The organism is Lacimonas salitolerans (assembly GCF_042677865.1).
In the GTDB taxonomy this organism is placed as follows: domain Bacteria; phylum Pseudomonadota; class Alphaproteobacteria; order Rhodobacterales; family Rhodobacteraceae; genus Lutimaribacter; species Lutimaribacter salitolerans.
Window position 1 is genome coordinate 70,529 of the sequence record NZ_JBHUDD010000043.1, and the last position, 13,110, is coordinate 83,638.

Annotated in this window: 11 protein-coding genes; 6 read left to right on the plus strand and 5 right to left on the minus strand. The window is 64.7% G+C overall.

Translation table 11 applies throughout. The features are described 5' to 3' along the window. Window positions 1-5: 5 nt before the first annotated feature. The 3 genes from ACFTOW_RS06510 to ACFTOW_RS06520 all read right to left on the minus strand — a co-directional run bounded on the left by ACFTOW_RS06510 (window position 6) and on the right by ACFTOW_RS06520 (window position 3,135). Entirely contained in the window at window positions 6-1,577 is a 1,572-nt protein-coding gene (locus ACFTOW_RS06510) for a Re/Si-specific NAD(P)(+) transhydrogenase subunit alpha (protein ID WP_379914251.1), read from the minus strand. 126 nt (window positions 1,578-1,703) lie between these two features. Continuing rightward, the gene (locus ACFTOW_RS06515; RefSeq protein WP_379914298.1) at window positions 1,704-2,153 is read right to left on the minus strand and encodes a methyltransferase family protein; all 450 of its coding nucleotides are present in this window, start codon (window positions 2,151-2,153) and stop codon (window positions 1,704-1,706) included. A gap of 28 nt (window positions 2,154-2,181) precedes the next feature. After that, window positions 2,182-3,135 carry an MBL fold metallo-hydrolase gene (locus tag ACFTOW_RS06520; protein WP_379914252.1) on the minus strand — a complete coding sequence of 318 codons (954 nt, stop codon included), beginning with the start codon at window positions 3,133-3,135 and terminating at the stop codon, window positions 2,182-2,184. Window positions 3,136-3,290: 155 nt separating this feature from the next. On the opposite strand from ACFTOW_RS06520, the gene ACFTOW_RS06525 reads away from it, so the two are divergent. The 3 genes from ACFTOW_RS06525 to kynA all read left to right on the plus strand — a co-directional run bounded on the left by ACFTOW_RS06525 (window position 3,291) and on the right by kynA (window position 6,399). Next, entirely contained in the window at window positions 3,291-4,052 is a 762-nt protein-coding gene (locus ACFTOW_RS06525) for an SDR family NAD(P)-dependent oxidoreductase (RefSeq protein WP_379914253.1), read from the plus strand. Between the two features lie 172 nt (window positions 4,053-4,224). Next, the gene (gene kynU / locus ACFTOW_RS06530) at window positions 4,225-5,418 is read left to right on the plus strand and encodes a kynureninase (RefSeq protein WP_379914254.1); all 1,194 of its coding nucleotides are present in this window, start codon (window positions 4,225-4,227) and stop codon (window positions 5,416-5,418) included. 147 nt (window positions 5,419-5,565) lie between these two features. After that, the gene (gene kynA, locus ACFTOW_RS06535; RefSeq protein ID WP_379914255.1) at window positions 5,566-6,399 is read left to right on the plus strand and encodes a tryptophan 2,3-dioxygenase; all 834 of its coding nucleotides are present in this window, start codon (window positions 5,566-5,568) and stop codon (window positions 6,397-6,399) included. A 93-nt stretch (window positions 6,400-6,492) separates the two neighbouring features. Here kynA and ACFTOW_RS06540 read toward each other — a convergent pair whose 3' ends face one another. Continuing rightward, window positions 6,493-7,101 (minus strand): TetR/AcrR family transcriptional regulator, encoded by a 609-nt coding sequence (locus ACFTOW_RS06540; protein WP_379914256.1) that lies wholly within the window; start codon window positions 7,099-7,101, stop codon window positions 6,493-6,495. A 93-nt stretch (window positions 7,102-7,194) separates the two neighbouring features. Between ACFTOW_RS06540 and ACFTOW_RS06545 the strand changes: the two genes are divergently transcribed. The 3 genes from ACFTOW_RS06545 (at window position 7,195) to ACFTOW_RS06555 (ending at window position 12,294) form a co-directional block, all read left to right on the plus strand. Continuing rightward, window positions 7,195-7,656, plus strand: coding sequence for a (2Fe-2S)-binding protein (locus tag ACFTOW_RS06545; protein ID WP_379914257.1), 462 nt, complete (start codon window positions 7,195-7,197; stop codon window positions 7,654-7,656). 4 nt (window positions 7,657-7,660) lie between these two features. After that, complete coding sequence (locus ACFTOW_RS06550; protein WP_379914258.1) at window positions 7,661-9,898, plus strand: xanthine dehydrogenase family protein molybdopterin-binding subunit; 2,238 nt, start codon at window positions 7,661-7,663, stop codon at window positions 9,896-9,898. A 128-nt stretch (window positions 9,899-10,026) separates the two neighbouring features. Next, the gene (locus tag ACFTOW_RS06555) at window positions 10,027-12,294 is read left to right on the plus strand and encodes a Hint domain-containing protein (RefSeq protein WP_379914259.1); all 2,268 of its coding nucleotides are present in this window, start codon (window positions 10,027-10,029) and stop codon (window positions 12,292-12,294) included. 12 nt (window positions 12,295-12,306) lie between these two features. On the opposite strand, the gene ACFTOW_RS06560 is transcribed toward ACFTOW_RS06555, so the two are convergent. Continuing rightward, window positions 12,307-13,083 carry a gamma-glutamyl-gamma-aminobutyrate hydrolase family protein gene (locus tag ACFTOW_RS06560; protein ID WP_379914260.1) on the minus strand — a complete coding sequence of 259 codons (777 nt, stop codon included), beginning with the start codon at window positions 13,081-13,083 and terminating at the stop codon, window positions 12,307-12,309. Window positions 13,084-13,110 lie beyond the last annotated feature (27 nt).

Genomic DNA, 13,110 nt, shown 5'->3' on the forward strand with positions numbered 1-13,110 from the left:
CCCGCTTACGATTTCTGGAACATGGCAAGCATGCGCCGGGTGACGAGGAACCCGCCAAAGATGTTGATCCCGGCCATGAAGACCGACAGACCGGCCAGCAGCGTCACCAGACCCGAGGTCGAGCCGATCTGCATCACGGCGCCAAGGATGATGATCGAGCTGATCGCGTTGGTCACGGCCATCAGCGGCGTGTGCAGCGAATGGCTGACGCCCCAGATCACCTGGAAGCCGACAAAGACCGACAGCACGAAGACGATGAAATGCTGCATGAAGCTGGCCGGCGCATAAAGCCCCGCCGCCAGGATCAGCACGGTGCCGATGGCCAGCAGCGTGACCTGGTTCTTGGTCTGCGCCTTGAAGGCCGCAGTCTCTGCCGCGCGCTTTTCCTCGGGCGTCAGCTCCTTGACCTTTTCCTTGGGCTTGGCCGCGATCGCGTTCACCTTGGGCGGGGGCGGCGGCCATGTGATCTCGTGATCATGGGTCACGGTCGCGCCGCGGATCACGTCATCCTCCATGTTGTGCACGACCTTGCCGTCCTTTTCAGGCGTCAGGTCGGTCATCATGTGGCGGATGTTGGTGGCATAAAGGCTTGAGGCCTGCGACGCCATCCGGCTGGGGAAATCGGTATAGCCGATGATGATCACGCCGTTGTCGGTCACGATCCGTTCGTCGGCCTTGGTCAGCTTGCAGTTGCCGCCCTTTTCCGCCGCCAGATCGACGATCACGCTGCCGCGCTTCATCGAGGCGACCATATCCTCGGTCCACAGCTCGGGCGCTTCGCGGTTGGGGATCAGCGCCGTGGTGATGACGATGTCCATATCGGGGGCAAGCTCGCGGAACTTGGCCAGCTGCGCCTCGCGGAACTCGGGGCTTGAGACGCTGGCATAGCCGCCGGTCTTGGCCCCGTCCTGCTGCTCTTCCTCGAAATCGAGATAGACGAACTCGGCACCCATCGATTCGACCTGCTCGGCCACTTCGGGGCGCACGTCAAAGGCAAAGGTCATCGCGCCCAGGCTGGTGGCCGCACCGATGGCGGCCAGACCGGCCACACCCGCACCCACGACCAGCACCTTGGCGGGCGGCACCTTGCCCGCGGCGGTGATCTGCCCGGTAAAGAACCGGCCATAGTTGTTGCCGGCCTCGATCACCGCGCGATAGCCCGCGATGTTTGCCATCGATGACAGCGCATCCATCTTCTGCGCGCGGCTGATGCGCGGCACCATTTCCATGGCGATCACGCTGGCACCGGCCTTCTTGGCCTTTTCCAGACCTTTTTCATTGCCTGCCGGATTGAAGAAGGAAATCAGCACCTGCCCCTCGCGCAGGCGCTTCATCTCGGTATCGTAGGGCTGGCGGACCTTGGCGATGATATCGCACTCTTTCCACAGCGCGGCGGCGGTCTTGATCACCTCGACGCCGGCCTCGGCATAGGCGGCATCGGTGAACCCCGCCAGCGTGCCGGCCCCGGATTCGATCGCACAGTCATAGCCCAGCTTTTGCAAAGCCAAGGCCGAGTCCGGGGTCATGGCGACCCGCGCCTCACCCTCGTAAACTTCCTTTGGTGTTCCGATCTTCACGTATCCATCCCCTTTCTCGGCAGATAAATTTGGCCACCCCGACAGAGGCGGCCCCGCTCCTTAGATTATCCGCGCAACATTTGCAAAACTTCCCGTGGTCTTCGATTGCCAAAATGTCCCGGATTGTCAAACCCAACGCCGCGTTTTCTGACAATAGCGCGCGAAATCCGCCCGGAATTTACGCCTCAGGCGGTTTTCCTCGGGAATGATGAAGCGCCGCTCCAGTATCCAGACGAAAACCGGGATCAGCGGCAGCGCCAGAACCGAATCCCATCGCAGGATGAACCCCGTCAGGATCAGCACGTCCCCAAGATAGATCGGGTTGCGCGAGCGGCTGAAGATGCCGCTGCTGACCAGCCGGTCCGCGTCCAGATGCGGGATGATGGTGGTGCGCTGGCGGCGCATCTCGTAGACCGCCAGCAGTGCCAGAACCACGCCGCCGCCCACCAGAAGCCCGCCCGCGAAATCGGCCCAGGCCCCGCCAAACGACAGCCCCGCCGGGAAATGCACCGCCTGCGCCCAAGCCAGCGCCAGTGCCCCCAGCAGCCACACCGGCGGCAGGTCGATCCAGCGGATCACCTTGCCCGCCGCCGGTTGCTCAGGGTCATTCCCATTCCATCTCCTCGTAGACGCGTCCGGCGTTGCGCGTCGCCAGTTCCTCGAACGTGTCCATGTAGTCCCACTGTGACTGATCGACGTAATAGGCACCGGCCAGATCGCCACCCTCGTCGATATGCGCCCCGATCTTTTCACGCAGATCACGCAGGTAGGCGACGGTGCCTTTTGTCACAGTCTCCATCGTCGTCGGATGACCGTGGCCGGGGATCACATAGGTGGGGTTGAGCGCGGCGAACGGGCCTTCGAACGTCTCGATCCAGCAGCTTGTGCAGGTTTCGGGAAAGATCGGCGGCATGCGTTCGTGAAAGGCGATATCGCCCGCGATCATGATGCTGGGCTCGGGCAGCCAGACCTGCGCGTCGCCCGGATCATGCGACGGACCAAGATACAGAACCTCGATGCGCATGTCGCCCATCTCGACTGTATGGGTATCCTCGAACGACAGGTTGGGCAGCGCAATGGTCGTGCCCTCTGCCTTGTCGCGGTTATAGCCCTGCATCCCCTGCAGGATGAAATCGGCATCCTTTTCGAATGCCGCGATGGCATCTTCATGCGCCAGGATGTCAACGCCCTGCTCGGCCCAGTAGGCATTGCCAAGCATCGCGTGGCCCTGCCCGTTCTCGTTGATCACCAGCCGCACCGGCTGATCGGTCACGCTCTTGATCTCGTCATGCAGTGCCCGGGCGAGCCGGACCGATGCACCGGCGTTGATCACCACGACGCCATCGCCGGTCACAAGAAAGGACAGGTTGTTGTTGTGGCCCGAATTTTCATAGGTCGGCGGCGCGGTGGCGCCGATGGCAGACCAGACGCCCGGGTAGAATTCGACCGGTTTGTTGTACAGCTCCGACTGCGGATACTTGTCCGCGATATCCTCATGCGCGAACGCCATGCCCGCGCACAGCGTCACCAGCGCGGCGGCAGAAAAAAGTGGTCTCATGCTGTCCTCCCTCAAGATCCCGAAAACAAATTCACAGATATGAATACCAAAGTAAAGTGTCGGTGTGCAGCCGCATACGGACGCGCAACACCATGGCTTGCCACCCCCGGGCCAGCAGGTAGTCTGGCGCGAAATCAAACCGGAGGAGACAGACCATGACCCTACAGGGAAAACACGCGCTGGTAACCGGCGGCGGCACCGGAATCGGCCTTGCCATCGCGCGGGCACTGGCCGAACAGGGCGCGCAGGTCACCATCACCGGCCGCCGCGCCGAGGTGCTGGAGCAGGTGGCGGGCAACGGCCTGCATGGGCTGGCGATGGACGTGACCGACGAGGATCAGGTGCGCGACGTGATCGACACGGCAGTCGCCGCACGCGGCCCGCTGCAGATCATCGTCGCCAACGCGGGCATCGCCGAGGGGCGCAAGCTGCACAAGACCGACACCGCCCTGTGGCGCAAGATCATGACCACCAACCTCGACGGCGTGTTCTGGACCGTGCGCGAGGGCATGCGCTCGATGCTGGGCACAGACTGGGGCCGCGTGCTGGCGGTCAGTTCCATCGCAGGCGTGCGCGGCCTGCCCGGCGGCGGGGCCTATTCGGCCTCGAAACACGGGGTGATCGGCATGATGCGCAGCTTGGGCGAGGATTTTCTGGGCCAGCCCTACACCTTCAACTCGATCTGCCCCGGCTATGTCGACACCGACATCATCACCCGCAACGTCGACGCCATCAAGGACCGCGCGGGCATCTCGGCGGAAGAGGCGAAACAGGTCATGGTCGACTCGAACCGCCACAAACGCCTGATCGCCCCCGAGGAGGTCGCCGCCGCCGCACTCTGGCTCTGCATGCCCGGCAGCGAAAGCGTGAACGGACAGGAAATCCTGATCGCCGGTGGTCAGGTCGTCGGCAAATAGGGTGGGCATCTATGCCTCCCCTACCCCAACCCTGATGCGCATGGGCCGTGCATGGCATGTGCATGGCTTGCAGATCGCCCGGACCCCGGAATTTTCTGGACACCGCGTCGGCAAACGGCTACCCACAGGGCGAATACTTCAAGCCTAAAATACCATCCGACCGGAGCACGCCATGACCGATTTCGCCGCCACCAAGGCCCTCTTTCACCTGCCGCAAGGGGTGATCTATCTTGATGGCAACTCGCTCGGGCCGCTGCCCAAAGACGCCACCGACCGCATGGCAAGGGTCATGCAGGACGAATGGGGCGAGATGCTGATCACCGGCTGGAACAAGGCCGGCTGGATGGATCAACCCACCCGCGTGGGCGACCGCATCGCCCGGCTGATCGGCGCGGAACCGGGCCATGTGGTGATGGGCGACACGCTGAGCATCAAGGTCTATCAGGCCCTTGCCAGTGCGCTGATGATGAACCCCGACCGCAGGGTGATCCTGTCGGACAGCGGCAATTTCCCCTCTGATCTGTATATGGCCGAAGGTCTGATCCGCTTTCTGGGTCAGGATCACGAGCTGCGCGTTGTCGCCCCCGAGGAGGTGTCCGACCACATCACCGCAGATGTCGCGGTGATGATGATCACCGAGGTCGATTACCGCACAGGCCGGATGCATGACATGGCCACGCTGACCGCCAAGGCACATGAACATGGCGTCGTAACCGTCTGGGATCTGGCCCATACCGCCGGCGCCACCCCGGTCGACCTGAAAGGCGCTGATGCCGATTTCGCCGTTGGCTGCACCTACAAATACCTCAACGGCGGCCCCGGATCGCCGGCCTTCATCTACGTCAACCCGCGCCACGCCGACGCCGCCCTGCCCGCCCTCTCGGGCTGGCTGGGGCACGATGCGCCCTTCGCGTTCGAACCCAACTACCGCCCCGGCAAGGGCATCGACCGGATGCGCGTGGGCACCCCGCCGGTGCTGGCGCTGGCCGCGCTCGACTCGGCGCTGGACATCTGGGACATGACCGACATGCACGCCGTCCGCGCAAAATCGCAGGTGCTGACCGACCGGTTCATCGCGGGCGTCGAAGCCGCCTGCCCGATGCTGACGCTGGCCACCCCGCGCGACCCCGACCAGCGCGGCAGCCAGGTTTCCTTCAGGTTCTCCGACGGGTATGCCGCGATCCAGGCCCTGATCGCGCGCGGCGTGATCGGCGATTTCCGCGCGCCCGACATCATGCGCTTTGGCTTCACCCCGCTCTATATCGACGAGGGCGATGTCGACGCCGCAGTGGCAATCATCGCCGATGTGATGCAGAATGACCTCTGGGATCACCCCGATTACAAGACCCGCGCCAAGGTCACCTGATGCACCACACCACAGCCACCAGCCATCTGCCGCTCTGCCTGCCTGCCGGCTGGGCGGCGCTGTGGCGTCGTATGGCGGCAAATTCCTGCCTGAACGCATGACCGGCGGCCGCACCCGCCCCATCGTCCAGATACAGGAGACATACAGATGACCGACCCCTACGATCCCGCCACCGAAGGCGCCCAGATGCAATTCGACGGGCGCATGTCCTATGGTGATTACCTTGACCTCGACAGCGTGCTGGGGGCCCAGAAGACCCGCACTGACACCCATGACGAGATGCTGTTCATCATCCAGCACCAGACCTCCGAGCTGTGGATGAAACTGGCGATCCACGAAATCGCCGCCGCCCGCCGCACCCTGCAGGCCGGGCACACCCGCCCCGCCTTCAAGATGCTGTCGCGGGTGGCGCGCATCTTCGAGCAGCTCAACAACGCCTGGGACGTGCTGCGCACCATGACGCCCAGCGATTACACCGCCTTTCGCGATGCGCTGGGGGAAAGCTCGGGCTTTCAGTCGCACCAGTATCGCCAGATCGAGTTCATGCTGGGCAACCGCAACGCGGCCATGCTGCGGCCCCATTCCCATCGCCCCGACATCGTGCAGATGCTGCGCGACGAGATGGCGCAGCCCTCGCTCTATGACGTGGCGCTGCACCTGCTGCACGGCACGATCCCGCTGCCCGACGAGGTGCTGAACCGCGACCTGTCGCAAAAATACGCCCCTCATCCCGACGTGACCGCCGCCTGGGTGCAGGTCTACAGCGCGCCGTCAACCCATTGGGAACTCTACGAACTCGCCGAGAAGCTGGTGGATTTCGAGGATTACTTCCGCCGCTGGCGCTTCAACCACGTCACCACGGTGGAACGGGTCATCGGCTTCAAGCGCGGCACCGGCGGCACCGGCGGCGTCAGCTACCTGCGCCGCATGCTCGAGGTCGAGCTTTTCCCCGAACTGTGGCACATGCGCACCGACCTGTAAGCGCGCAGGTCATCCTTCGTTAAGGTTAACGCCGCCCCCGCAGCTTCATCTTGCCCCTAAACTCCGGGGGTGTGGGGGCTGGCCCCCACACAGCTATCCGGCAACGCGCAACGCCCGGCCAAAAAGCGCCGCCAGCCGGTCGGCACTGGCGCGATACGACGCGTGATCGGGCTTGGACGCTTTCAGCCCGTGCAGCGCGGTCATCATCGTCTCGGCCAGCGCCCGCGCAGCGCCGCCGAACGGGGCGAGGTCCACTCGGCCCGCCACCGCTTCCTCTGCCAGCCAACCGGCGTAGATCGCCGCAAGCCGCGCCTCGCCGGCCTCGGCCACATCGGCGGCCTGCGCGTATTTCGTATCCAGCAATTCCTCGCCATGGGGCGAGTTCAGCAACGCCTCGAACAACTCGCCCGCCTGCACCTCGAAGGCAGCGCGCAACGCCTCGTCCACCGGACGTCCGGGGTGCAATTCGGCCCGCACCGCCGCCTCGGCGGTGTCGTAGTAATAGCCCGCAAGCGAGCGGAAGATGTCTTCCTTGTTGCGGTAATGCAGGTACAGCGCCGCCCGCGACATGCCCGCCCCGCGCGCTATGTCTTCCATCGAGGTGCGGCGAAAGCCGTAGTTGCGAAACGCATCAAAAGCCGCGCCCAGAATGGCCTTTTGTCGCGGATCATGGTCCGTGGGCGGGTGCGGTGGGTGTGTCATGACAAAGCGGTGACAGATCGGGTGAAAACTGTCAATTGACACACTGACATAAATGCTCCATTTTGTCATAAATGCCAGGTGACAGGAGTCCCCATGCCCACCAGACTGACCATCAACGGCACATCCCATGACGTGGATCTGCCCGAGGACGTGCCCCTGTTGTGGGTGCTGCGCGACGAGATCGGGTTGACCGGCACCAAGTTCGGTTGCGGCGTGGCGGCCTGCGGGGCCTGCACCGTGCATATCGACGGTCAGGCCGTGCGGTCCTGCCAGGTGGCGCTGGCGGATGTCTGGGGCGACGTGACCACGATCGAGGGTCTGGGCACGCCAGAGGCACTCGGCGCGCTGCAATCGGCGTGGGTCGAGCATCAGGTGGCGCAATGCGGCTATTGCCAGTCGGGCCAGATCATGCAGGCCGCCAGCCTGCTGGCCGAAAACCCCAGCCCGTCGGACAGCGAAGTAGATGATGCGATGCAGGGCAATCTGTGCCGCTGCGGCACCTACCCGCGCATCCGCGCCGCCATCCACACCGCCGCCGCAAAGATGGAAGGCTAAGCCCATGGCAAGCATCGGAAAAATCGCCCGCCGCACCTTCCTGATCGGGTCCGCCGCCATCGTCGGTGGCGCCGCATTCGGGGCGTGGTACGTGGGCCGGCCCGCCGCCAACCCCCTGCGCCCCGGCGCGGGCGAGGCGGCGTTGACCCCGTTCGTGATGATCACGCAGGACGGCGTGACCCTGATCACCCCGCGCGCCGAGATGGGCCAGGGCACGCAGACCACGCTGGCCGCCCTGATCGCCGAGGAACTGGACGTCGCATGGCAGGACATCCGCATCATGCACGGCCCGCCCGCCGCCGCCTATTACAACGGCGCGCTGATGGGCGAGGCGATCCCCGGCAAGGGCTATGACCAGTCCGATTTCATGCACGGGCTGGCCGAGACCATCGGCAAGGTCGGCAAGGTGTTCGAGATGCAGGTCACCGGCGGCTCGACCGCGATGAAGGACGGGTTTGACCGCCTGCGCATCGCCGGGGCCACCGCGCGCGAGGCGCTGAAATCCGCCGCCGCCGCACGGCTGGACGTGGACGTGGCGCAACTGCGCACGGAAAATGGCGCGGTCATCGCCACCGATGGCACCGCCATACCCTACGCCGATCTGGCGACCGAGGCCGCACAGGTGGACCTGCGCGCGCCCGACCTGCGCGACCCCTCCGAATGGAAATACCTGGGCCAATCCATGCCCCGGCTGGACATGGTCGAAAAGGCCACCGGCACCGCCACCTTCGGCATCGACGTGCGCCCAGAGGGGCTGATGTTCGCGGCCCTGCGGATCAACCCGCGCCGGGCAGGCATGGTCAGCTTCGACGCCAGCGCCGCGGAAACCATGCCGGGCGTCGAAAGGGTGGTCGATCTGGGCACCGGCATCGCCGTCGTGGGCCGCAACACATGGCTGGCGCAGCAGGCGGCGGACGCGGTCGAGATCGAGTGGGAAGCCGCCCCCTACCCCGCCGACACGGCGGCGATCTTCGACCGGATCGCGGCGGCCTTCGACACAGGCGCGAACTCGACCATGCGCAACGACGGCGATGCCGACACCCTGCCGCAGGGTGCCACGGATGTGACGGCAAACTACAGCCTGCCCTACCTGGCCCATGCCACGATGGAGCCGATGAACGCCACCGCCCATTTCACCGGCGATACGCTGACGGTCTGGTGCGGCAATCAGGCCCCCACGTTCACCCGCGATCACTGCGCCCGCGCGGCGGGGTTGGACCCCGATAAGGTCGAGGTGATCACCACATATCTGGGCGGTGGGTTCGGGCGGCGCGGCGAAATGGATTTCAGCACCTATGCCGCGCAACTGGCCGTCGCCATGCAAGGCACGCCGGTGCAACTGACCTGGAGCCGCGAAGAGGACATGCGCCACGATTTCTATCGTCCCGGCGCGATGGCCCGGATGCGCGGCGCGGTGCAGGACGGCCGGGCGGTGCTGCTGGACGCGCAGGTGGCCGCGCAATCGACCACGCAGCAGGCGATGGGCCGTTGGCTGGGCATGTCCCCCGGCGGGCCCGACAAGGGCCATGTCGACGGGCTGTTCAACGCGCCCTATGCCATCCCGAACCACCGGGTGCGCGGCTATCTGGCCGATCTTGCGGTGCCGGTCGGATTCTGGCGCTCGGTCGGTGCGTCGTTCAACGCGTTCTTTCAGGATTGCTTCATGGACGAGATGGCCCATGCAGCCGGTGCCGATCCGCTGGAGTTCCGCCTTGCATTGATGCGCGATGAATACCCCACAGGTGCGGCCGTGCTTGAGGCGGTGCGCGAGATGTCGGGCTGGGGCGGCGACAAACCCGCCAATACCGGGCGCGGCGTGGCCTTTTGCTACAGCTTCGGCACGCCGGTGGCGCAGGTGGTCGAGGTTGTGGACGAAGACGGCACAATCCGCATCGCCCGCGTCTGGATCGCCTGCGATGTGGGCACCGCGCTGGACCCGGGGATCATCGAGGCGCAGATGGTCGGCGGCTGCATCTACGGCCTGTCGGCGGCAGTAAGCGAAGAGATCACCTTTGCCGATGGCATGGCCGAGCAGGGCAATTTCCCCGATTACGACGCGCTGCGCATGCACAACACGCCGGAATTCTCGGTGCGCATCCTTGAAAACAACCTCCGTATGGGCGGCGTGGGCGAACCCGGCACGCCCCCGGCGGCCCCGGCACTGGCCAATGCGCTGTTCGATCTGACCGGCACCCGCGCGCGCGACTTGCCGCTGAACCGCACGTTCGATCTGCTGATCTGAACAGGATCGGCCCAAATGTGAGCTTTCGAGGGCATATGGTAAACATGTCCTCGAATTAACCTTAATTCCAACTAAAACCTGCCGCACCCCGTCTGTAGCCAGTTCGGAAACATCAGGATGCGGGTGCCATGCCGACGACTTTCAACTGGATCTACCTCGGGGTTTCCTCGACCACTATCGACCCGACCGAAGGCAATGCGATCGCCGAGAATGCGAATCTGCTTGTCGGTCAGACGTTTGGCTCGGAAACCAACCCGCTCTACCAAAGCGTCACCCGCGCCACGATGATCGACAACGGTGGCTCTCCGACGGCGCTTGATACCAACAACTTGGCATCCAATGACGAGTTCACAACGGATATCGGCAACGGTTCGCAGACCTTCACCTTTGACGGAGTCGCAGTCTATTCTGCAACGCTGAGCTATACCGACGGTACACCTGCCAGCTTCGCCGCGATCGTTGTGCAAGACACGCTTGGCAACCTGTTTTTGGCACCACCACTGTCTTTCAGTGGCGATGTTCCCACGCTGACCGCCCGTCCGATCGAATCAATCACGCTGAACACGCTGACTGCCAACAACGGCAACTTGGGCTCCGACAGGCAGGATATCGGCTTTGACGATGGTATCGTGCAGGGCACCAGCGGCAATGATCTGATCGATGCGGGCTATATCGAGCCGGTAACCGAGGGCTCGGACCGTGTCGACAACAACGATGGGCTTGATGGCAGCAATGCCGACGTGATCCAGGCCGGTGCAGGCAGTGACACGGTCTTTGCCGGGCTGGGCGACGACACCGTGTTCGGCGGCACCGGCAACGACCTGATCTACGGCGGCGCGGACAACGACGAGCTTTATGGCGAGGCCGGCACCGACACGCTGTATGGCGGCGCGGGCAATGACAGCCTGTTCGGCGGGGCCGGCGACGATGTGATCCATGGCGACGGCCCGTCGGGCGGGCGCTGGGAATACGCGACCTACACGCGGGATTTCACATCGGCCAACGGTCAGGCCTTTACCATCGAAAGCGGCACGCTGGCCGCCACCGGCACGGCCGACAGCTTTGACATCCGCGGGCTGGGTCAGGCCGCCACCGGACAGGGCGACCCCAATGATTTCGGGGTGATCTATACCTCGACCCTGTTTGCACCGGATGATGGCACCTACCGGTTCCAGACCACGTCCGACGATGGCTCGACCATCCGCATCCTTGACGAGCAGGGCAATCCCCTGAGCTTCACCAATCAGGACGGCAGCACGACGTCGTTCATGAACAACGATTTTCATCAGGGCGCCACCACCCGCTGGGGCGAGGTCGCGCTTGACGCCAACACGCTCTACACGATCGAAGTCCGCTATTGGGAGAACCTGGGTGCCGAGGTGCTGTCGGCACAGGTGACGCCGCCCGGCGGGGTGGCCGAGGATCTGGCAACCAGCGATCTGGTGGTCGGACCCGGGCTTGACGACGGCGACGATTCCATCGACGGCGGCGCGGGGGCCGACCTGATCTTTGGCGGTGGCGGCAACGATACCATCATGGCCAGCCAGGGCGACACCGTCTTTGGCGGGGCGGGCGAGGATCTGTTCATCCTCGACAGGCTGGGCGACTCGGGCAGCATATTCATCGACGGCGGCACATCGGACGAGCCGGGCGGCGACACGCTGGACCTTAACGGCCATGCCGATCGCACCACGCTGTCCTTCACGCCTTCGGCGCTGGACCCTGACGCCTTTGACGGCACCGTCACGATGACCGATGGCACGGTCGTCACCTTCCGCAACATCGAGAACATCATCTGCTTCACTCCGGGCACGATGATCGCCACCCCGTCGGGCGAGCGTGCAATCGAAACGCTGCGCCCGGGCGATCTGGTGCTGACCCGCGATGACGGCCCGCAGCCCGTGGGCTGGGCCGGGCGCTCGACCGTACCGGGGATGGGCCCGTTTGCCCCCATCCGTCTAGAACCCGCTCTGACCGGCGCGCGCCGCGCCCTGACCGTGTCGCCGCAACACAGGATGATGATCGCCGACTGGCGGGCCGAGCTGCTGTTCGGCACACCCGAGGTGTTCGTGCCGGCGCTGCACATGCTCGGCTTCGACGGGGCCACCATCGCCCCGGCCCCGCAGGTCACTTATATCCACCTGATGTTCGACCGTCATCAGGTGATCACTGCGGACGGCGCGCCAAGCGAGAGTTTCTTTGCCGCCGGTCAAGGCCTTGACGTGTTGGCACCCGAGGCGCTGGCAGACCTGTTTGCCGCCTATCCCGCGCTGCGTGCCGGGCCCAAGGCCTATGGCCCGACAGCGCGCCTTTGCCTGCGCGCCTTTGAATCGAACGCGCTGCTGGCGCGGATGCACCGTCGTAGACCTGCGCAGCAGGCCACGCAAGCCGCGTGATCCGTCAGGGCCTCACGCCGATTTCAGGATCTGCGGCTGGCGTGCCCCGGCCCAGGCCCGGACCGCATCGCCAAAGGCGGTGAACAGCGGGCGCGATACCGGATCATTGGCCGCGTCCCACTCGGGATGCCACTGCACCGACAAGGTGAACCCCGGCGCATCGCGCACAAAGATCGCCTCGGGCGTGCCATCAGGCGCGTGACCTTCGATCTCGATGCGCGCGCCCGGGGTCAGGATACCCTGCCCGTGCAGCGTGTTGGTCATCACCTGCGCCGCGCCAAACAGCCGGTGAAACACCCCGCCTTCGGTCAGGGTCACCTTGTGGCGCAGGGCGAATTTTTCCTCAAGCGTGCCATCGGGGGGCATGCGGTGGTTCATCCGGCCAGGAATGTCGCGGATTTCGGGGTGCAATGTGCCACCCATGGCCACATTCACCTCTTGAAACCCACGGCAGATGCCGAACACAGGCTGGCCGCGTTCGACGCAGGCACGCACCAGCGGCAGGGTGATCGCATCGCGGGCACGGTCGAAATCGCCATGCGCCTCGGTCGGCTCGTGACCATATTCCTCGGGGTGGACATTGGGCCGCCCGCCGGTCAGCAGGAAACCATCACAGGTGTCCATCAACTCGGCAACCGACATGAATCGCGGATCGGCTGGCACGATCATCGGCAAACATCCGGCAACGCAGGCCACAGCTTCGGAATTCATCGTGCCGCCCGCATGCGTCGGGTAGGTGTCGTTGATCAGATGTGTATTGCCGATGATTCCGACGACGGGTCTGGTCATGATGCGCCTGTTGCCTGTGAGTTGACG

Coding starts and splice junctions, on each gene's coding strand:
- ACFTOW_RS06520 (WP_379914252.1), bottom strand. CDS start 3,135: ATGAGACCACTTTTTTCTGCCGCCGCGCTGGTGACGCTGTGCGCGGGC.
- ACFTOW_RS06525 (WP_379914253.1), top strand. CDS start 3,291: ATGACCCTACAGGGAAAACACGCGCTGGTAACCGGCGGCGGCACCGGA.
- kynU (WP_379914254.1), top strand. CDS start 4,225: ATGACCGATTTCGCCGCCACCAAGGCCCTCTTTCACCTGCCGCAAGGG.
- kynA (WP_379914255.1), top strand. CDS start 5,566: ATGACCGACCCCTACGATCCCGCCACCGAAGGCGCCCAGATGCAATTC.
- ACFTOW_RS06540 (WP_379914256.1), bottom strand. CDS start 7,101: ATGACACACCCACCGCACCCGCCCACGGACCATGATCCGCGACAAAAG.
- ACFTOW_RS06545 (WP_379914257.1), top strand. CDS start 7,195: ATGCCCACCAGACTGACCATCAACGGCACATCCCATGACGTGGATCTG.
- ACFTOW_RS06550 (WP_379914258.1), top strand. CDS start 7,661: ATGGCAAGCATCGGAAAAATCGCCCGCCGCACCTTCCTGATCGGGTCC.
- ACFTOW_RS06555 (WP_379914259.1), top strand. CDS start 10,027: ATGCCGACGACTTTCAACTGGATCTACCTCGGGGTTTCCTCGACCACT.
- ACFTOW_RS06560 (WP_379914260.1), bottom strand. CDS start 13,083: ATGACCAGACCCGTCGTCGGAATCATCGGCAATACACATCTGATCAAC.